The sequence below is a fragment of the Arthrobacter globiformis genome, from assembly GCF_030815865.1.
GTDB classification, from domain to species: domain Bacteria; phylum Actinomycetota; class Actinomycetes; order Actinomycetales; family Micrococcaceae; genus Arthrobacter; species Arthrobacter globiformis_B.
In genome coordinates, this window is sequence record NZ_JAUSXI010000001.1 from 2,509,298 (window position 1) to 2,529,913 (window position 20,616).

Here is a 20,616-nt window from a genome sequence, read left to right on the forward strand (position 1 = left end):
GTACCATGCGGGCTGACATACCAATGATTTAGTGCAACTCACGCGTGGCGACGATCGCCGTCGCAGTAACGAACTTAGGAACCACCTACGCAGCATAGGAGACCCATGGTGGCCACAACAGAAGTTGAGCCTGCCCATCCGCGCGACGAGCCGCAACTCACGGTGGTGGCGGAAGCCATCCGGATACTACTTGACCAGCCACTCGAAAGCGACGAACTAGTCGCTTGGCCCTGGATCGGCCTTCACCTCAAGAATGAGCACTTGTAGCACCAGTCCGCTGGCAAGTTCCTCCCGGAACTTCGCAGAAAGAGAACGGCGACATGGATGCTTGAACCTCGATCGATGTTCGGATTGGATATTGGCCTGCCCACGGCACTGTAGTGCTCGTGGCGGGTCGACCGACCTAGGTCTATTGACTCCATCGCTCCGAGGGCTGGAGCGGAAACCCGGCCGTCTAAAGCAACTAATTGACTGACTGTAGCCCGCTGGTACGGCTCGTCCCCTCGCCCAAAACCCAAAGGAAGAGCCGATAACCGGCCTTTCGTAAACTTTTGAGGAACTACCGCAGGGCTCTCTGTCCGCCGATGCGCTTATCCGAAGCCCCCTTATCAGGTGCAGGTGAGAACCAGCCCGTCGGCATGTGGCCGCAGCACTTGCAGGCGCTGGGCAGCACTAGGCTTGTGGGGCGGCTTTATGCTGTCGCCTTCTTCCCAGGCGATGCCGGTGCTGGTGCGCAGGTCGAATTCCCGCAGCGGATGTCGTTCAGGTGGAAGCGTCCGACTGGAACTCTGTGCCACGGATAGGGACCCTAGGTGCCAATAAACGGACCCGGAGTGCCCTACCCTTGGCTACCGGCGCGTATTGGCCGTTACCAGCGGTAACAGCCGTGTGGAGAAAGGGCCACAAACGTCTTTCGACGGCCCCAATATGCGCCCCGGAATTACGGTCCCGTGATTCGATTCCCGGCCGCCTAACGGTTGCACGAAGAACCGGAAACACCCCTCGTATCGGGCTGTTGGCGCTCCTACGCTGGAGTCATCCAATCACTCGCACCCAAAAAAGGGGTACCCACATGAAAAAACTAAGCGCCTGGCTCACTGCCATCATCATGGCACTCGGGCTGGGCCTGCTGGCTCCGGGGTCCGCCTCGGCAGCCTCTTACTGCGGACTGGTCTGGAGTTCGCTGGCGAAGTCCAACCAGGCCATGAGCGGCGCATCGGTCACCAACGTGCGCTCGGGCCAGCACTCCTGCTTCGACCGCCTGGTGATCGACATCAAGGGAAAGGCAGCGGGCTACAACGTCCGCTACGTTTCAAAGGTTGTACAGGACGGGTCCGGACTGCCCATCAAGCTGAGGGGCGGTGCATTCCTGCAGGTCACCGCCCACTCGCCCAGCTATGACAGCGCCACGGGCAAGGCCACCTTCGTGCCGGCCAACCGCTCCGAGGTGACCAACGTTTCGAAGTGCAAGACGTTCAGGCAGGTGGCCTGGGCAGGCAGCTTTGAGGGCTACACGACCCTGGGCCTCGGCGTCCGCGCCCGGCTGCCCTTCAAGGTCTACACCCTTGCGGGCCCCGGCAGCGGATCAAAGCTCGTGATCGACGTCGCCCACCAGTGGTGACGCCAGATGTGACGACCGACAATACTGAGTAATCGAGCCAGGTATAGCGAAGCCCCGCTCTCAGGGAGGCGGGGCACCGCTTTGCCATCGCGCGGCAAAGCTAGTCGGAAACTACAAAGAGGCTCGTCGGGCTTAATGAAGCGGGGCACCTGCCGGCAAGGGCCGGCTCCGGGACAGGCACAGATCATCCGGATCTATGCCCAGCGGTCGTTGCCAGGTTCCTGAGAGGCCAGGACCGATGCGATGACGCCAACGCCGGCGCAACTGTAAATCGTAAATGACCAGGCGGCGTTGGCTTAGATGACAACCAATTGCTCTGGCATCTTCGGCTACATCAAGCACGTAGCCCTGTGGTTGGTTCCCTCTCATGGCATCCACGACTGCCTGCGCGAAGGCGCCATAGGTGGTGGCGTCGGAGGCCTGCCAGTCTCGTACGCGTCCCAGGTGATGGTAGCGGCGGAGTCGTTGATGCCCGGACCAGTGGCGAGGTAGAAGAACGACGCCGTGACCTTACCAAACGTATGCTTCGTCTGCGATCGTTGAAGGCTCCTCCCGGGCTCGTTCCACGCCGATAATGCAGATTCCGTAAAGCTGGAAAGTGTCAGATTGGGGTGTGCCTCAGCCAGACATCCAGGTAAGACAAGCTGCTGCCTCTAGCCCCCCCCGGCAACGCACAGCGGGGCGGCATTATTACCGCTCGACGAGGACTCCATCCTCGTCGCTGTAGAGGTGCGCACCGACCTTGAACATCACCCCACCGAACACGACATGCAGATCTACCTCGCCAGTGCCCTCTTTCGCGCTTTTACGTGGGTTGGTTCCGAGCGCTTTGACGCCAGGCGGAACTTGATTGATGGCGTTCTGATCACGAATAGCGCCGTTAATTACGACGCCAGCCCATCCGTTTGCAACGGCAATCTCAGCGATGATGTCGCCCATGAGCGCACGCTCTACTGAACCTCCTCCGTCGACCACGAGCACTGAGCCATGGCCAGGGGTGGACAGTGTGGCCTTGAACTTCCATCATCGGAAGACCTCGCCCCCTACCCGGCAACTGACGCGCCACCCCGACTCCACCCTCAAATGCGATGAGCCTGTTATGCCTAGTCGGTTCCAGGCAATAGCACGATGGTCAATTCGATCGGAAAATCGGTTGTGGATGGCAAAGTCGGAGAAACGCCCGCGTCGCGCTCAAGGATTATCCCAAAGCGAGGGGTAATGCACAGGTTACTTTCGCATATCGCGCGTGGTAGCTTCGGATAATGCGCTGCAACAAAACAAATCAGGCTCGGATCGTTTAGATTGCGAGCCTGATTGTACGTCTAGGTGGCTAATGCGCAGGCAGGTATTTCTTAACGATATCAGCCTGTATTCGGCCGCGAGTGTTGACCTGGAGGCCGTTATCTATTGCCCACATCCGAATAGCTTTGGCGTCACTACCAGCACCGCCGGATTTGCGAGATACCGGCCGGCCGCGGCCGCCAGTAACTTTACGGGCCGCGTTGGTATAGCGGATTAGAGCGCTACGGAGTTCGTTTAGCGTGGTCTGTGTTAAGGTCAATCTCATATTCCGCGCCGTCGACGGAGAAGTTTAGGGCGGTAGGGGACCAGGTGGAGATTCTCCGGAACTGGAAATCCTCGACGGGCTTTAGGACGTCGCACCATTCCGGTGGACAGAAGCAAGCTGCGCAAATGGCCCACCTGTCGGCCCGAGGTGGGCAGGGTCCACGGGTGGCTGGGGCTAGTGAGGGAATTTGCATATGGTAGCCGCACAATGCACCACGGCACCCGGGCCCATAGCTAGGCTCCGAGGAAGTACAGGTCCCTGTGCGGGGCATCCTCAATAAACTGCTGGAAGTCCTCGTCGATTCGGAGGAATATGAGGCGTTGCTTTGTCTGGGGCTGCACCGTGTGCCCGGCGGGAGTTTCCCCGCCTCGGCGCGGTGGCCCGGTTCTGGCGATTATGACGGGGCGGTCGAACTGAACCAGGACCTGAACATCTTGCTTTCCGGCCTCGCAGCGCATCTGCCCCCGCACCCCCCCCGGGGCGTGACCGGGTCTCCTGTTAAGGGCACTAGCAAATGCTTCGATTCTTCGTCCTTAAGGCCGTCCGGCGCGCTCTGCCCGGACGGGAATCAGCTGCCGGTGCTGCGGGCAGTTCGTACATCGTCGTCACTCGAAGGACGGGGCACCAGTTCACACTGTTCCTCATTCCCGTCCTCACCACGTCCTGGTCCTACCGCTTCACCTGCTCGAACTGCGCACTCGACGTCCTATGTGTGAGGAAGCCTTTCAGGAACGGGGCGGACAGCTTTTCTTGGGAAATGGAAGCCCCTGCCAGCCTGGGCAGGCGTCTGGAGTGAGGAAAAGCGACCTCGTAGGATCCTCACCGATTGGGATGGTACCCAGCCCGAGGTGGGGAGTTTTTGCGATCACTCTTGCTATCGTGCTCAGTAAAGTTGTCCATCCGGGTTCGGCGAAAGGTAGGAGTTGGACATGTTTGGGCGCGCACACGCACTCATGAAGGGGCAGGAGCTTGTCCGCGAGTCCGATGACGTTGTGCCGGCCGCCGTTGGCCGTCGCGGACGCCGACCGGGTAAAGGTTCCCGGATCGGGTGGATCGTCGCCGGTATCTTGGCCGTCGCTGTCACGCTGACGGTAGTCGTGTGGGAGGTCCTTAACCGGGCTGAAGATCCCGATGCCGAGCGAACCGGAGAAGAGTCTGTAGCGCCGGCACTCTTGCCGACCCGCGAGAGCATGTGACGTCACAGGCGGTCCGCCGGAGCCATTGTGTCGAGGAGTCCGAGCGGAAGGCCGGGGATGGGTCTAGGGTAGGGTCTGTCGGCAATCGCCGCGACTACCCTCAGGGAGGGTGCATGAACTCCATCCAGTCCAGCTCCGAACAATTCGGGCAGCATCTGAAAAGTGTCGGGGGCTCAGAAGCTGACGTTAGCGGCTCAAACTACCTCGTCACGCCGGAAGACACCGTTGAAAGCGCGGCGTCGGGCCTGCGGATCAAACAGCAGCAGCAAGGCAACGTCCCGAGTAAACAGTCCACTCTCCATGCGGCCGCGGAGGTGCTGATAAGCCGACGGGACGAGCAGGACCCCGGAAATCATCCCGGGACGTCCCAGCCAGGGGAGTACCAACTGGACATCCACCTCGAGACGGGCCGCACTACGCGGGAACCGATCCCGGAAACTGATCTGGAGGCGGCCCAGATTTGGGCCCAGGAACGGATCGAAGCTGACGGCGCTAACTTTGGCGCCATCTACTTCCCGGCAGGAGGAGGCACTGAGTCAGGTACAGGCGCGCTGGAGTGCAGCTACGACCGCGCCGTTGGCTGGTACCGGTAGCCCAACCGACCAGCTGAACGCCGCGCCGCCGACGCGGTACCAAGCATCACCCGCCGCCCCTGATGTGCCCGGACGGGCTCGTACAACCCTCGAGAGTCGGATGCCGCCAGAACCCGCATCCGCGTGCAGCAGATCAGCGGTTTCTACTGGGACTCCCTTAGCTTCAGTGCACGGGATCCGCACGGTCAGGGGCGCGATGCCATGGGTCCCTTGTTTGGACATTGGTCTGTCGGCTAGTTTCGGTCGTTGGCACCCGCCCTGTGCCTGCAGCTGTTCGACTCGATTCCCGGACGCCGATAATCGACGTTTCGTCATTCTGGACCGCGCAACGCCATGTGTCTGTCCGATGCTCGATAGGGCGAAGTTCTGGTCATGGTCTCTTCTACTGTGTCGTCCACTAAATGGTCGAAGGAGGGGGCCACGCTATGACGTGCACTGAATCCCAGTCCTCGGATTGCTCCGTGCATCAATGCCAGGTCAAGGCGGTGCATCGCGTTCGGGCTCAAAATCGCTTCCACAGCGTGGAGGGACAGCACACGGTGAAGCGGGGGCTCTCAGTCTGCGAAGGGCAGCTGCACCTCGCTTGGCAAAGCAGCAGAAATGCTCACAAAGAGGATGTGCATAATGTCCACACCCTGGGCTTCGGATTGGGTTGTACCGGTATCGGACTGGGTTGGATTGGGGAGGTTTTCGGGGGAGTGGCGGATTCTCAGGGGGAGAGGCTGGTTCGAGTCCCACCTCGGGCACAGTGTTTTCCCTGTTCAGAGGCCCTTTGGCCTCTGAGTGTGGACAAATTGTGTTGTGAAGGGCCCCTTTGGGGGCCTTTTTCATTGGTGGCCGTTGGTGTGGCCGGCTGGCTCCTTCCTTCTCTGGTCGGCGGTTTTGCATGGACGTGACTGGCTGAGGCAACATGACCTGAGAAAAATTCTGCTTGGGTTTCTTTTCTATCCGTTGGTTGTTCACGGGGCACCTCCTTTTCGGCTTGTGGTGGCTGTTCTGCTTCTTCATGGTGGGTCCGGGGGAGAGCGACGTGACTTGTGCCCAGCCGGTAGGGAATTGTGGCCGCCGGACACCCGCAAGCACTCTGATACGGGTTATCGTGCCCGACGGGGTACCAGCATCGCCGTATTCGGCCCCATGAAGTTCACATGCCGTTCTTCCCTGGATCGACGGCTTTTCCGTCGATATACCTGTTCATGGTTGCTTTCGGCGTCTACTACATGAAGGTGTGGGTTTTTGGCACGTCCCGAGTTGAGGTGCCTGCTGCCTGGCTGATCTTTCATACTCGTTCATTCCCAGCCTGTTGGATGACTGCATGAGGGCATAGTGATGCACCGACGCACCCTCAGCTGACGCAAACCCAAATGTGACTCCCGCTGTCACCCGCCTGCCAAGGAACCAGCCAGAAGTGTCAGGTTGAAATCTAGGACTGCGCAAGGTTACGTCCGCAATAAGGAAGATGGACTCCATTCCAACGGCTTTTGAGGCTGTTGCCTGACGTCAGGTTGGGGTGTACTTCAACCTGATGTCATCCCGTTCTGCCGGAGTTTGAAGAATGATCCACTTTGAAAAGGGCTCGCTCGGACTGCCGACGCATCCTTGAATGGCGCCAATTTGCCGCATGTTCGGATTACTGTTTCGGCAAGCTCAACCAGCGGCGAGGTTTTGTCAAGTTCAACCTGCGGCCGGGGTCACCGGTGGGTGTAGCCCATCTTTCCGCTGATGCTCAGGCCAGCTTCCTGCAGGCCCTGGATCAGGCCGGGCGTATTTTCCGGATCGAAGCGGAAGGCAGGCCCGGAGATGCTGACGGACCCGATTACAGTCCCGAAGTGGTTGTAGACGGGCACGGCAACCGCGGTCAGTCCGATCTCGAATTCCTCGTGGACAACTGCGTAGCCGTCGTGGGAGACGTCGAGGAGCTGGTTTTCCAGGGTGTCCCGGTCCGTGATGGTCCGCGGGGTGCGGGCCGGAAGGCCCACCTTGTGGAGGATTCGGGAGCGTTCTTCAACCGGCAGTGCTGCCAGCAGTACCTTGCCGCTGGAGTTGGCATGGAGGGGCGTGAGGCTGCCCACCCAGTCAGATGTTGCCAGCGTTGACGGGCCCATGGCCTGGTCCACGTTCACCGCGTAGTTGGACCGCAGGACGGCGAGGTTGACGGTTTCCTTGTATTGCTCTGCGAGGCTCTCCAGGATGGGACGTGCCTCGTGGACCAGATTCAGCCGGCCTGGAATGGAGCTCGCCAGCCGCAGGATGCCAAAGCCCAACTGATACTTGCCGCGGTCGTTGTTTTGCCGCACGATATCCTTGGACACCAGCGATCCGAGCAGCCGCGAAACGGTGGACTTGTGGACCCCCATTTCATCCGCGATGTCGCTGACGCCTGCGTGTCCGTCCCGGGCGAGGATCTCCAGGATCTGGAGGGCACGGTCGACGGACTGGACGCCTCCGCCTTGTGCGTCCGGATCCCTGCCAGTCCCCGGTTCGTCTCTTGCAGCCATCAGAGGTGCTCCCATGTTGTCTCGCCGTGACCGGCGGTCAGGCTCTGCGCCGTCCCGCCTGCTTCACACGACTGATCCTAGACTGCGGCGGACGCCCGCTCCTCATTTACCCTAGTCGCAGCGTCCGCGAAAGTACCTGAACTCAGGGAAACCCCGCCGCGGCTGTGAACGGGTCACTGTGCCGTGGCGGGGTTCCTGTTGCGATCTGGTGCTGCCAGCCGATCTTGTTGGCGGCTTCGGCGTCGGAGAGGGGTGCTGCGCTGAGGTTTGCGCGGAGCTTGGCGCCGAGTTCGGCGTCGTCGTTGGTCCAGTGCTGGATGGCGCGTTCCTTGATGCCGGCGGGCTTCACGCCGCCCACTGCACCGGTGATGGTGTCCGGGAAGCGGGCCTTTTCGCCGTCGTTGTAGACCTCGCGGTACAGCGCGCCGGCCTGGACGAAGTCGCCGTCCTCGGCTGCAGGGAGTGCGCGGCGTGCGTCAGCGCGCCGTCGTTCTCCCAGCCGGGGGCCGAGCTCTGTGGCTCAACGGCGGCGGGGCCGCCGAACGTGTTCGGTGCGTAGACGGGCACGGAAGGAGCGTTGAACAGGAAGCGTCCCGCGCCGTCCTGGCTGTAGTTGTTGACCTGGTTCTTCGGCTAAGCAGCTTGTCCGGGGACGCGGCGATGCCGGGCACGAAGTTCGACGGCGCGAAGGTAGCCTGCTCGATCTGCGCGAAGTAGTTCTCCGGGTTCCGGTTCAGTTCCATGGTGCCGACCTTGATCAGCGGGTAGTCCGCGTGCGGCCAGACCTTGGTCAGGTCGAACGGGTTGAACCGGTAGGTCTTGGCGTCCTCGTAGGGCATGACCTGAATGTGCAGGTCCCAGGAGGACATTGTAGGGTCAGGGCACCAGTTGAAGCGGAAGTGTTCTGTACAAGGAGAGGTCTTGTCCGTCGACAATGAAATGCAGATCCTGTCCGAGTGGTGCGAGCAGTTGGCGAGGGCGCTGGAGATCCCGGACCTCGACGTCGATCAAGAGTTGCTGCTGGATTTGGCGAGGAAATCTGCGGATCAAGTAATTCATGCCGCGGCGCCGGTGACGGCATCTATGGTGGGCTACGTGGCCGGCCATGAAGCCGGGAGGGGCAACATTGGTTCTGGGGGGTCAAGGGAGGCGACTGCGCGGGCTGCAGACATCGCGTTCCGGCTGTGCGAGAACCGGGCCAGCAGCAGCACGGAGGGCGGGAGCGGCAGCCCGGCCGGGGCGACGTAGCGGCAGTCAGTCAGTCGGTCTCGGGGCCGGAACAGAAAAACAGTCCTGATAGTCGCAGTCATCAACAGGGCGGTCTTCATCCGATTCGGTTTCAACGGGTGTCTTTGTGGGCGCCGATGCCATGGCCGATGCCATATGGGATGCCTTTCCTAGTGTGGGCCGCGAGTGCGTTTCTTTTAAGGGCCCAACATCAGAGCGGCCGGATCCAGGTGGCTTGCGCCGCCCGGATCCGGCCGCTCTGTGCTCAGTGCCGCTTGTCCCCGTCCGGATCAAGCTCACTCTTGGCGCACCGTTCATCGCATTCGTGTTTGGTCACCAGGTCGAACTGGCCGCCGCCGTGCTGTTCGACTCCGCTGCGGATGGACCGTTCGACGACGGACGTCACCAGCCGCGCGCGCAGCGACAGCGGGTCCCTGCGCAGATCCCTTGTCAGGGCAATACACATCAGGAACATCACTAGCACGAAGGGCAGGGCTGACACGATGGTGATCCGTTGCAGTCCGGCGAGTGCCTCGGCAGGCTTGTCACCGCCGGCAAGGAGCATCACTGCGGCCACGGCGCCGGTGAGGGCACCCCAGAAGATTACGACTCCGCGGCGTGGTTCTTCAGCACCGTCGGAGCTGAGCGATCCCATCACGATGGAGGCCGCATCGGCGCCGGTGACGAAGAAGATGGCCACCAGGACCATCGCCAGGACGGCGACCGCGCCGGCAATGGCGTTGGGCAGAGGCAGGTGGTGCAGCAAATCGAACAGGGCGCCGTCGAAGGAAATCGAGGGAGTCCCGTCGACGATCTTGGCCAGGCCATCGCCGGTGTCCGGGGTGGCATCTGCGGTGGCCTGGATGTTGATGGCGGCCCCGCCGAAGATGCCGAACCAGATTACGCTGACGATGCTGGGGACCAGCAGGACACCGGTGACGAACTGGCGGATGGTGCGGCCACGGCTGATGCGGGCGATGAACAGGCCAACGAAGGGCGTCCAGGAGACCCACCAGGCCCAGTAGAAAATGGTCCAGCCGGACATCCACGTGCGCAGGGCGTCATCGCCGACGGCCTCAGTCCGGGAGGCCATCTCGGCCAGGTCCCGTGCATAGTCGCCGACGGCCGCCGGGATCAGGTTCAGGATGAAGAGCGTTGGCCCGGCCACGAACACGATGATGGCCAGGACTGCGGCCAGTACCATGTTGATGTTGGAGAGCCACTGGATGCCGCGGCTGATGCCGGAGACCGCCGAGGCCACGAAGCAGGCTGTAAGCACGGCAACGATCACCACGAGTACGGGCGTGGCCAGCTGGCCGCTGATCCAGCCGTTGGACGCCATGCCGCTGCCGATCTGCAGAGCACCGAGTCCGAGCGATGCGGCGGTTCCGAAGAGTGTGGCGAAGATGGCCAGCATGTTGATGACCTTGCCGAGGGGGCCTTCCACCCTGCGGATGCCGAACAGCGACGTGAAGACCGTGGAAATGAGCTGCTTGCGGCCGAGGCGGTAGCTTCCGTAGGCCATGGCAACGCCTACCACCGCGTACATGGCCCACGGGTGCAGGGTCCAGTGGAAGATCGATGTTGCCATGGCCGTCTGGACGGCCGCGGGAGTCTGGCCGTCAACGGTGCCCGGCGGCGGGGAAATGTAGTGGTAGAGCGGCTCGGCCACGCCGTAGAACATAAGGCCGATGCCCATGCCTGCCGCGAACATCATCGAGACCCACGAGACCATGGAGTACTCGGGCTTTTCCGCGTCTTTCCCCAGCGGAATGTTGCCGAAGCGGCTGAGCGCCAGCCACAGCACATAGACGACGAACAGGGAGGAGAGGGCAACGAACAGCCAGCCCGTGTTCTTCATGACCCAGTCAAGGACCACTTGGGACGTGGAGGCCAGGTTCTCGCGGCCGGCAAAGCCCCAGATTACAAAGGCCACCGTGAGCAGTCCGGCGACGCCGAAAACTACCTTGTCGATGCCTCCCTTCCGGAACAACTGGCTGCTGCGCCGCGCTTCTTCGTGTTCTGATTCGGTTTCCCGCAGGGCCTGAAGGATCTGCAGGTCTTCCTGGGGAGTTTCAGGTTCTCGTTCCAACGCCGGTTCCACCCCCGAGGCCCGGTCGTCTTCACTGCTTTCATCGATAGTGACGTCACTATTGATTGTCATGAGGGGTTTCCTTAACTGAATATGTGGGACGGCTCAGCCGTGGCCGCAGGCGGTTACGCCCGGCGGCAGGTTCGGCTCGTCCACGGAGGACAGCCAGGATAGTCGCCGTCGACGATCCCGACTTCGTGAATGCGGACCGGCAGTTTCGCCGGGAGCCTTCTTTCGCTCGTAGTTCCGCCTTAATCAACACACTTCGTCTTCAGCAACAGAGTGCGCCATCTCACAGGCGTTGTCAAGAACTTTTTGTTGTACTGCCGGCACCTCTTGACAGTGGGCATATAATCCCAGCACTTTGTTGAGGCCTTCTCCGTGAAGACCCGACCCAGAACCTTGCCGTCGAGTGGCGCGCCGCTCGTTCTGGTCTAGCGTGCTCACTCACCTGTCGATTGAGTTCTATAGCCCCTACTGGAGCAGGTCATGACACCCAGGGTCGACAATGTCAGGTTGCGGTGCGGTCCTAACTGGATGCGCAAGCGCATTGACTAACAGGCCGACTTCCCAAGAGTTATGAGAAAGCCATTACGACGATAAACGGCCTGCGCTCGAGAATTATCTTGCAATCAACCATCCCGCGACTTCTGTGCCTGCTTGACGTACCTGATCCTTCCTCCGAGGAGGCCGGCATCCAAAGCGCGAATTTGCCCACTGGCAATGATCCGCCCGAGGGCCTTAGCTCTGACTCGAAGTCATCGTGCAGTCCCGGTGTCAGTGGGAGAAGTTTGCTGAGATCTCGGCGAGGGTGCGCCCCTTCGTCTCGGGCGCGAGCCATTGCGAGAGGCCTGCGCCGAGTAATGCGACGGCGGCGGCTACGACCATGGTTGCACCCATGCCGATGTTGCTGATCGCCCATGGCAGGGCGAAGGTGCCGAGTGCGGCTCCGATGCGGCTGAAGGCCGCGGCGAAGCCCGTGCCGATGCCGCGCAGGTGGCCGGGGAATACCTCGGCCGGATAGACCTGGGTCATCGTGGTGTAGCCGGCATTGAAGTAGGAGAAGGCGAGAAACAGGACGAGCACGAGGATCGCTGGTGCGTTCCCCCAGACTCCGATGACCAGCAGGATGCCTGCGCAGAGCCACTGCCCGGGCACGGTGAGGATCCGGCGGCCGAGCTTGTCAATCAGAAGCACGCTGGTGACAACGCCTGCGACGGCAAGTGCGGACAGGCCTACTCCACCGGCCCAGCCGCCGCCGAAGCCGAATTGGTTGAGCACCTCGTCGGCGAAGGTCGCGATCGCGAAGTACGGAGTGACCGCGCAGAACCAAAAACCTGCGGTGAAGAGGGTGGTGCGCCAGTACTGCCTCGAGAACAGCATCCCGAAGGAGGCGCCCTTGATTTTGGTCCTGCTCTGCGCGGCCTGAGCCTCCTGGATCATCCTCAGATCGATCTCTTCGGTGATGCTCTTGTGCATCTCGGGTGATTCGATGTATCTGCGTGCGATCGCGAGTGCTTCCTCACGCCGTCCCTTCGAAATGAGCCAGCTCGGCGATTCGGGGAGGCCGATGCGGGCGAGGAACAGGACAAATGCGAGTATCGCGCAGGTGCCGAGTACGAGGCGCCATGGGGTGCCGGCCTCGTGCAGGAGCGTGCCGATGATGAATGCCATCATGAAACCGACGTACCAGGCGATCAGCGTCAGCCCGAGCAAACGCCCGCGGAGCTTTGGAGGGGAGAACTCTGATAGCAATGGCCCGCCGATTGAGTACTCGCCGCCGATCGCGACGCCCATGACGAACCGGATGATGGCCAGCTGGATCACGGCCCCGTCTCCGGAGGTTATGAAGAACTGGGCCGCTGAGGCGACCAGGAACAGGCCCATGTCCACGAGGAACATGGGCTTGCGTCCGAACTTGTCAGTAGCCCAGCCGGCCAGCGGGGAGCCGACGAAGATACCAACCAGCGGGCCTGCAGCGATCATGCCCAGCGATAGTGCGTCGAGCTGGAGATCTGACCGCATGGGTCCGGTGACGGGGCCGATGATTCCGAGGATGTAACCGTCGAGGAACATCCCGCCGATGAAGACAGCGACAAGCCGCACCATGAAGCGGCGTTTGAACTTGGAGCTGGTCTCTTTTGATATGGAGGTGTCGACGGAGGCCGTCGTCCCGGGCGAATGGATCATTAAGATTTGTTCCCTTCTGTCTTCAGCGCAAACCGCTGACGGCACCAGGGCGCCGTTACCTAGATGCTCGGACAACCGCTGCCCTTAGCAACCGGTGGACGATGCCGGCTGGCTCAATGCCAGCCGATATGGCCGCAGGGCTCGCGAGATGGTTACGGCGTCGTCATGTATCACTGCTCTTCGAGATGGATATCCAGGGCCTTGGTTTCCGGCACCCTCGCGCCGACCCATCGAGATGAAAACCTCGAGTCGGGGTCGGCAACGTGTGACATACGACTCATATATCAAAACCCTAAGGGTGCGATCCGCCCGAGTCAAGAGCTTCAGGTTAATTTGGTTGTATCCGTCAACTGTCACCCGGGTCTGTCTGAACCGGCGCAGGCTCCGTGCTGCACTCATACGAGTTGCGGGGGCGCGTAGTGGACCGCCTCGAATTCGGTCGGCGTGGTCATTTGCGATGGCTGCCGTGGAGCCTGCAGGGGGAAGCCCGCAACACGTTGGCCAAGGCGGTGTTCTTCAACCCGCTCGGCAGATCAGCGACCGTTCCTTCAAGCAGCAACGCTACGGTGCCAGCGGACTGAATCTGCTCACGGCCGGGATGGACTCGTCCATGCGCTCAGCCTAAAGGACCAGGACCAAGACGGACCTTCGCTGCGCTCCGGCCCGTCACAAGCAAGCGGCCAGTCGCGCGGTGGTCCTGATTCAAGCCGTCACACTGGTCTTGAATCACGTTGACGTATTCACATCAGCGAAAACACCGTGAAGTTTCACATTCGGAACGTCTTCCGGAAACGTAACGTCCGCTCCCGCACCGAAGCAATCGCTCCGGCCCACAGCGCCGGACTCCGGTGACGCGACACGGCCAATATGCATGTCGCACCCTGGTGGGCCGTCGGTTGGCCTCTCTTTCGGGTCGCATCTTCGCCGATTTTGAAGGGCCAGATAAACGGACCTTTCGCCAACCACGAAGTTGTCAACTCCAATCAGGGCGCGCTTGGCGTTGCTGACCACAGTGCGTCATCTCAGGAAACCAAGTCTGCAAGGGGGGCTCTGAGGGCGCTATCCGCCCGCGAACGGCGGCAGGATGTCGATGACATCCCCCAGACGGAGGGCCGCAGAGCGGTCCCGTAGGGCGACCTCGTTGCGGAGGAAGCTGCACTGCGGGATGACCCCGGCCAGGGAAGGTGCATCTGCTGAGTATCCGTCGCAGCGTTCAATCGCCAGTATGGCGGCGATCAGCTCCTCGAAGGTGGTTCCTTCGGGAAGATCGAAGTGTTCCTCCTGGACGCCGGCCGCTGCGCAGGCGGCCGCGAAGTATCTTACGAGCATGATTCCTCAGCCTCCGATCGCACTCATACTGCGCTCTGGCTGCACAAACTCTTCGGTTCCGAGACCAGTCTGGTCCATGCCGTGCGCGCGGGGTTTCATCCACATGGCATCCTGCCAGCGCCGCACCAGTTCGTCGTCATGCGCACCGGTTCGCAAAGGCCCCAAGAGATCGAACTCGTCCCGGGAGAAGAGGCAGCTCATGACCTTCCCCTCAGCGGTAATGCGGGTTCGTCGGCAATCGGCACAGAAAGGTTCGCTGACGGACGCGATAATCCCCACGGTTCCCAAAACAGGTCCGGATGCCTCACCGGTAGCACCCTTCCGCCGTCGCACTTCAAACCGTTCGGCTGGCGCGCCGTCCCGCTGACGGCGATCCCGATCCAGGACAAAGTCTGCTGAGAGCAGGGCGCGGATTTCGAGGGCCGTAATCATCTCCCGTTCTGTCCATCCGCGTTGGGCATCCAACGGCATTTGTTCGATGAAGCGCAGTTCAAAGTTTCGCTCCAATGCCCATGCCAAGAGCCCCGGGGCTCCGTGGTCATTGATACCCCTCATCAGCACTGCGTTGATCTTGACCGGGCCTAGGCCAACGGCGCGGGCGGCTTCGACGCCGGCGAGAACCTGGCCGAGGAACGGGCGCCGGGTCAACTGCGTAAAGATTTCCTCATGCAGGGAGTCGAGGGAAACATTGACCCTGGTTAGCCCCGCCGCCTTGAGCGACTTCGCCTTCTTCTCAAGCCCGACGCCGTTGGTAGTCATGGAGATGGGGAGGCGGGGGTGGCGCTGCCGCAGTGCGGCGATAATATCCACGAGGTCTGGCCGGACCAGGGGTTCTCCGCCGGTGATTCGGAGTTCCCTCACGCCCAGACGCTCGACGCCGAGGCCGACGATTCTCTCAATCTCGCCCGCTGTCATGACGGCTTTTTTTGGCAGCCATTGCAAGCCTTCTGCCGGCATGCAGTAGGTGCAGCGAAGGTTACATTTGTCCGTGACCGACAGCCGCATGTCCGTTGCTTGACGGCCAAAGCGGTCCAGTAGTGCCGAGGGAAGTTCGGGCGGACGCGGATCCGGAGCGGTCCCCTGATAGTTGGTGAGGACGGGGCGCAATGCTGGGATACCTAGCTGAACGGTCATGGTTCAGGCTGATTCAGGGCGGTGGTCGCAGCCGCCGTCAGTGGATGCCAAGATCACTGTCAATGTACGAACCAGGGCGGTTTCCGTGGTCGTGCTGGCAACTGCAGTGACCATCCAGCTGTAGCCGAACGGTCACTGGACTGGATGATTCCAGTTGGATATCCACAGATTCCTTCCCGTTGCCGCTAACTCGAAGAGTATGTATTTGGTCGTTGCGCTGGGTCATGTAAAACCTTTCTAATGAGTTGGGGTGTGCCCAGGCGGCACGGGCTGCGGAGCCACATGCCACCACGGCGGGTTGGTGCATCGGTTTGATGGCCGGCATCTTGTCCCACATGGCCTCGAGTCAGTGGTGCGTTTATATCCCGGAAAGGCACGACGTGGATGGGGGAGCCCGCGGATCCATAGGGGGCAAGCGAAACGCCACGCCTGCATTCTCGGCCTTGTATTCTTGCCGTGAAAACGATCCCTGTTGCTGTCCGGCCTAGAGCAGGTGGAAGCGGCTAGGCATCGATCACCATATCGGTCCGCGCTGTGGAGCAGCAGGGCAGGAACTTGCCTGCATCGATTTCCCGTGCCCGGATCCCGCCCTGGTGGTTCATCTCGATCTCCCCGGAAAGTTTGACGATCTTGCAGGAGCCGCACATGCCTTCCTTGCAGTTCGCGCCGATCCTGACGCCCGCACGCTGGGCCGGACCCAGGATGTGCTCGGTGGGGTCGATGCGCACATTGATGCCGGTGCGCATGAAGGACAGGGTGAGGCTTCCCGTTCCGACCGTGTCGAAGCTCGAGGCGTCAGGGGTGGCAGCTTCTGGCCCCACGTCCGGACTGCCGTCGGGGGCTTCGGACGTGGGCGCGTCCGGGTCGACGGTTTCCAGCGGCAGCCCCGTGGCCTTCAGGGGTCCCTCGGCGTCGTAGCCGGGCTCGTAGAGCCCGAACGCTGTGGGCTGGCTTTCGTAGTAGTCCTCGGCGGAATCCGCGATTTCCTCGGCGATTTCCTCGGCAATGTCCACTGCAAGCGCGATCTCCGCCTGGTATTCAAGGATCGTCTGGCGGTCTCCCGTGAAGAATTCCATGTTGATGGAGGTGTCGTCGACCCCGATCTTCCCCAAGAGCTCGGTAGCGGTGTTCAGGTAACCCTCGGGGCCGCAGGCATAGACCTGGCGGCCGTTGGCATCGGGGGCAACGTCGTCGAGCATGGCCGCCGTCAGCCTTCCGCTGAGCCATTCCCACCCTTCGGGTTTACTGCGGTCGCCCAGGGCGTAGAAGACCTTGACTCGCGAGTCCACGGAGGCGATGTAGGCAAGCTCCTCGTGGAAGGCAAATCCTCCGGCCTCCGCTCCGTGGTAGAGCACCACGACATCGGCCGTTCCGGGCAGGGAGTGGATGGTCCGCAGCATCGACATGATGGGGGTGATGCCTGCGCCGGCGGCCAGCAAGAGGTACCGTGCCCGCCGGTCGGCATCGGGCAGGTGAAATGCCCCGACCGGTCCGAGCATCTCGAGGACGGTGCCGGGTGCGACGTTCTCGTGCACCCACGGTGAAACCAGTCCCGTGGGGTCGCATTTGACTGTGATGCTGAAGGTCCACGGCTCGGTGGGCGAACTGGACAGCGAGTAGCTGCGGTCCACCGGATCCTGGTCCTCGCCGTTCACGGGAAAGGCAACGTTCACGTACTGGCCCGCACGGAACGCCAGGGGCGCACCGTCGCAGCGGCGGAACACGAAGGTCATCATGCCGCCCGCCTCGGGAACGGTCTCGACACATTCGGCCATGAACTCCTGCGGATGCCAGGGGCCCAATGCGCGGGCGGCACCGGCGGGTCCCTCGGTGGTGCCCATCACCCTGTTCCACGGCATCTCCAGACCGCGAATGCGCTGTGGTTCCAGGATTGCCGCGACGGTGCCGAGTTCAATCATGCCAAGTGCTCCTGCACGCGCTGAACGTACCAGTTGATGAATGCCTCCACCTGGTACTCGCTCTTCATGTAAGGGCCGGGCTCGTAGGCGGGGCTGCCGGCGCCCGTCTGGCACAGCTCCACGAACGCCTTGTCCTGCAGATTGGTCTGCTTCCAGGTGTAGGTGAGTTTCTCCAGGTCATAGTCGACGCCTTCCTCGGCGTCGTCAGCTACCAGCCAGGTGGTGCGCACCAGGGACTGGTGTTCGTTGATGGGGAAAACGCCGAACGTGATGACGTGGTCGCTCTGGAAGTGGAACCAGCTGTTGGGCTGCAGGTGCATCGAGCAGCGGCCAAGGCGGAAGTCGGGCAAGTCGCCGAGCAGCTTCTTGGAGAGCCTGTGCCCATCGGGCGAGAACGATTCGCCGTCGCCGTCGAGCGATTCCCTGGAGATGCGGATTCCTGCGATGCGCGTGTCGAGTTCCTCCACCACCTCATAGGGAAGACCATAGCGGCGGCAACGCTCCTCGAGCGATGACTGTGCTTCCTTGTTGCGGTCCCACACTTCCTCCAGGTGGGCCGGGATGAGGCCCTCCGTCAGGCCCCAGGTGGGAAAGAGGGAACAGGCGAGTTCCGGGTGGCCGTCGCAGTGGTAGCACTCACGGTTGTTCTCCATGACGAGCTTCCAGTTGCCCTCCTCGACGATGTTCTGCTGGTAGGCGATTTTCGTCTTCGACAGATCGTGGGGCGCGAGGTAAGGCTCGAAGATCTTAGCGGTTTCGTCGAAATCCGCCGGCGGTTCGTCCGCAATGCAGACGAAGATGAGTCCGGCGACAACGCGGCTGTGGGCGCGCTTGAGGCCGAAGCAGCCCTTGTCGAACTTCGTTTCCCCCGGTGCCGAGGCGTGGATCAGATTGCCCTCCGGCGAGTATGTCCAGGAGTGGTATCCGCAGACCAGGTTTCCTGTTGACCCGGCGGGCTCAGTCAGGACGCGGGCGCCGCGGTGGCGGCATACGTTGTGCAGGACGTTCACGCCGCCGTCGTCATTGCGCAGCACGATCAGGGAGTAGGGTCCATAGTCAACGGTGACGTAGTCGCCAGCCTCCGGGAGTTCGGCGATGCTGGCGGCAAAAATCCAGTGCTGGCCAAAAATGGCTTCCATGTCGATCTTGAAAATCGTGGCATCGGTGTAGAAGGGCGCGTCGAGGGAATATCCCTTGCGCCGGAACTCGAACAGCTCGCTGATCTCCGCCAGCTGCTCTGCAGGCAAAGATGAAGCGAGTTTTCCGCGTGAATTGAGGGGCGCGTTCACTGAAGCAGTCATTGGGTGTCCTCCCGGAAGGGCTGGGGAAGTGTGGAATTCGTGGAGACCACGGAGTTGGTGGGTGCAACCGGCGTTGTCGCAAACGTTGTAGCGATGACATTAGTCACAAATCTTCTGCAATAAAAGCGTAAGATTTGATAGATAACAGTGCACAATGGGTGCATGATCGATTCAAGGCTCATCACACTTCGGGTCTTTGCCCGGTGTGGCACCGTGGGCGCAACTGCGGAGCTCATGGGTTATTCTCCCTCTGCCGTCTCCGCGCAATTGCGGGAGCTCCAGCGTGTGCTTGGGATGCAGCTGCTGACGAAGGACGGCCGGGGTGTGCGGCTGACCGCCACGGGCCGCTTTCTCGTGGCGGGCTCGGACACCCTCATTGCCGACTGGGAGAGCCTGCGCGCCGCTGCCATGGAGGCCGGCGACCAGGTCCAGTCTCGTTTTGGCCTCGGCGGATTCTCCACGGCGGCCGCCCAGTTGCTCGCGCCGCTGGCCGCCACCCTGCGCTCAACACGCCCCCTGGTAGAGGTGCAGGTACTCGAGGCCAACCCGGCCCGCTGCTTCGACTTGTTGGTTGCCGAGCGAATCGACCTCGCGGTCATCGTCGCCATGCAGTCCGACACCTATCTTGAGGACGATCCGCGCTTCGAGCAGACCGTCCTGCTCGACGATCCCCTGGACGTGATCATCCCCTCCGACCATCCGTTGGCATCACGGGAATCGGTGACGCTCGAAGAGCTGGCATCGGAACCCTGGATCACCGAGGCCGCCGGTTCCACCTACCATTCCCTGTTCACCGCAGCGTTCACGGCAGTCGGGGTGACGCCGCGGATTGCCCATGAGGCCGTTGAATGGGAAACCCAGATCGCCTTCGTTGGTGCCGGGCTGGGCGTGGGCCTGCTGCCGCGACTCGCACCCCTGCGTAGTGCCGAAAACGTGGTCCGACTGCGCATAACGGGCAAGGGGAAGCCCACACGCCGTATCGTCGCTGCAGTGCGCAGGGGCAGCATCACGTCGCCCCTGATCCAGGAGTCGCTCGGCATCCTGCAGGTCAGCGCCAATCGGATCCTCGCCGCCCGACCCGAAGACGATCTCTGAAATCGCATGGCCGCGAGTCGTTGTCGACGGACCAGCAGGCCCAGAAGGTGGCGACACGTCCGCGCGGCCGGGGCCTCGTCGAGCACTCGTGGCAACACGGCCAGACCGGTCCGGGCCGCAAGCGGTTCACACTCACTGAGCTGGGTCGGCAGGAATTCGAGGCTCAGGACGGCCTGGCGGAGAATGAACGAAGCTCTTAAGAGATCAGACGGCGCGACGGGAACAACCATGAGCTACGAGGAACGCAGGACTTCCAATCACCGAGTGCGTGGGCTGCCTGAGCCAGAAATAGCTGAAGCCTGGACGAAGTCCGGTCCCACGAGGCTGCCACAGGAACAGCCGCGGAAGCCGCATTCGGCACGGCCAAGGAGTATGCGAAGCAGCTCCCCAAGCCGAAGAGCCGGACGCGGGGGAAATACCATCACTGCAACCAGCACACCCTGGCTGCGGCTTATGTTCTGCTCGTGGTCGTCCTGGCGATTCTTAGGGTCGACATTCGTGAGCTCGTCGGTCTGGTCACGCTGTTGCCGGGCACAGGGTGTTGGTCCTGGCGGGCCTGCTGGCTGGATTCCCGACTGATTACTTCAGCCGGCGCAGCGCTCCACCACCCGCCAGTTGTGACTTTCTTTCCGCAACTTAGTACGCAGGCTCGCCGGATGTGACGAGGATGGTCCGCTAGCGATCAGAATGAGGTGCGGGTAGGTCCATGGAGGTGAGGGCGAGGTGCGGGCAACTAGGCGACGGGGTCCCGCTCGGGTTCGTTCCACCACTCGTCGGCCTTGTCCTGGCGTTGCCGGACCCATACCATCAAGCGCTCGATGTCGCCCTGGTGAAGCGGGTTTCGCCGGTTGCTG

The 20,616-nt window shown here is 61.8% G+C and carries 14 protein-coding genes and 3 pseudogenes; 7 read left to right on the forward strand and 10 right to left on the reverse strand.

Translation table 11 applies throughout. The features are described from left to right. The first annotated feature begins 105 nt into the window (after positions 1–105). The gene (locus tag QFZ33_RS11415; RefSeq protein WP_307027528.1) at positions 106–267 is read left to right on the forward strand and encodes a hypothetical protein; all 162 of its coding nucleotides are present in this window, start codon (positions 106–108) and stop codon (positions 265–267) included. A gap of 805 nt (positions 268–1,072) precedes the next feature. After that, positions 1,073–1,621: an AMIN-like domain-containing (lipo)protein gene (locus QFZ33_RS11420; RefSeq protein WP_307027530.1), complete on the forward strand. Its 549-nt coding sequence runs from the start codon at positions 1,073–1,075 to the stop codon at positions 1,619–1,621. A gap of 690 nt (positions 1,622–2,311) precedes the next feature. Here QFZ33_RS11420 and rraA read toward each other — a convergent pair. Both rraA and QFZ33_RS11430 read right to left on the reverse strand, forming a co-directional pair. Beyond that, a pseudogene (rraA, locus tag QFZ33_RS11425) lies at positions 2,312–2,635 on the reverse strand (ribonuclease E activity regulator RraA); the annotation flags it as partial. 316 nt (positions 2,636–2,951) lie between these two features. Then, a complete protein-coding gene (locus QFZ33_RS11430; protein WP_307027532.1) occupies positions 2,952–3,188 on the reverse strand; it encodes an Lsr2 family DNA-binding protein in 237 nt (78 codons plus the stop codon). 929 nt (positions 3,189–4,117) lie between these two features. Here QFZ33_RS11430 and QFZ33_RS11435 point away from each other — a divergent pair. Further along, positions 4,118–4,384, forward strand: coding sequence for a hypothetical protein (locus QFZ33_RS11435; RefSeq protein WP_307027533.1), 267 nt, complete (start codon positions 4,118–4,120; stop codon positions 4,382–4,384). Positions 4,385–4,497: 113 nt separating this feature from the next. Next, positions 4,498–4,977 (forward strand): hypothetical protein, encoded by a 480-nt coding sequence (locus QFZ33_RS11440; protein WP_307027535.1) that lies wholly within the window; start codon positions 4,498–4,500, stop codon positions 4,975–4,977. Positions 4,978–6,668: 1,691 nt separating this feature from the next. Here QFZ33_RS11440 and QFZ33_RS11445 read toward each other — a convergent pair. Both QFZ33_RS11445 and QFZ33_RS11450 read right to left on the reverse strand, forming a co-directional pair. Then, positions 6,669–7,475, reverse strand: a complete 807-nt coding sequence (locus tag QFZ33_RS11445) for an IclR family transcriptional regulator (protein WP_307027537.1) — start codon at positions 7,473–7,475, stop codon at positions 6,669–6,671. Between the two features lie 142 nt (positions 7,476–7,617). Next, positions 7,618–8,338, reverse strand: a pseudogene (locus tag QFZ33_RS11450) (catalase); the annotation flags it as partial. Between the two features lie 58 nt (positions 8,339–8,396). Between QFZ33_RS11450 and QFZ33_RS11455 the strand changes: the two are divergent. Continuing rightward, positions 8,397–8,723 carry a DUF6457 domain-containing protein gene (locus QFZ33_RS11455; RefSeq protein WP_307027540.1) on the forward strand — a complete coding sequence of 109 codons (327 nt, stop codon included), beginning with the start codon at positions 8,397–8,399 and terminating at the stop codon, positions 8,721–8,723. Positions 8,724–8,967: 244 nt separating this feature from the next. Here QFZ33_RS11455 and QFZ33_RS11460 read toward each other — a convergent pair whose 3' ends face one another. Together QFZ33_RS11460 and QFZ33_RS11465 are read right to left on the reverse strand one after the other, a co-directional pair. Then, positions 8,968–10,866 (reverse strand): BCCT family transporter, encoded by a 1,899-nt coding sequence (locus QFZ33_RS11460; RefSeq protein WP_307027542.1) that lies wholly within the window; start codon positions 10,864–10,866, stop codon positions 8,968–8,970. A 705-nt stretch (positions 10,867–11,571) separates the two neighbouring features. Next, positions 11,572–12,984 carry an MFS transporter gene (locus QFZ33_RS11465; protein ID WP_307027544.1) on the reverse strand — a complete coding sequence of 471 codons (1,413 nt, stop codon included), beginning with the start codon at positions 12,982–12,984 and terminating at the stop codon, positions 11,572–11,574. A 744-nt stretch (positions 12,985–13,728) separates the two neighbouring features. Here QFZ33_RS11465 and QFZ33_RS23930 point away from each other — a divergent pair. After that, positions 13,729–13,836, forward strand: a pseudogene (locus QFZ33_RS23930) (LuxR C-terminal-related transcriptional regulator); the annotation flags it as partial. Positions 13,837–14,043: 207 nt separating this feature from the next. On the opposite strand, the gene QFZ33_RS11470 reads toward QFZ33_RS23930, so the two are convergent. From QFZ33_RS11470 to QFZ33_RS11485, 4 genes are all read right to left on the reverse strand, one after another. Continuing rightward, entirely contained in the window at positions 14,044–14,313 is a 270-nt protein-coding gene (locus tag QFZ33_RS11470) for a MoaD/ThiS family protein (protein WP_307027546.1), read from the reverse strand. A gap of 6 nt (positions 14,314–14,319) precedes the next feature. Further along, positions 14,320–15,447, reverse strand: a complete 1,128-nt coding sequence (gene moaA, locus QFZ33_RS11475; RefSeq protein ID WP_307027547.1) for a GTP 3',8-cyclase MoaA — start codon at positions 15,445–15,447, stop codon at positions 14,320–14,322. A 503-nt stretch (positions 15,448–15,950) separates the two neighbouring features. Next, positions 15,951–17,366: a ferredoxin reductase gene (locus tag QFZ33_RS11480; RefSeq protein ID WP_307027549.1), complete on the reverse strand. Its 1,416-nt coding sequence runs from the start codon at positions 17,364–17,366 to the stop codon at positions 15,951–15,953. Further along, entirely contained in the window at positions 17,363–18,667 is a 1,305-nt protein-coding gene (locus QFZ33_RS11485; protein ID WP_307027551.1) for an aromatic ring-hydroxylating oxygenase subunit alpha, read from the reverse strand. The genes QFZ33_RS11480 and QFZ33_RS11485 overlap by 4 nt, the downstream gene beginning before the upstream one ends. 162 nt (positions 18,668–18,829) lie before the next feature. Between QFZ33_RS11485 and QFZ33_RS11490 the strand changes: the two genes are divergently transcribed. Continuing rightward, positions 18,830–19,762: a LysR family transcriptional regulator gene (locus QFZ33_RS11490; protein ID WP_307027553.1), complete on the forward strand. Its 933-nt coding sequence runs from the start codon at positions 18,830–18,832 to the stop codon at positions 19,760–19,762. Positions 19,763–20,616 lie beyond the last annotated feature (854 nt).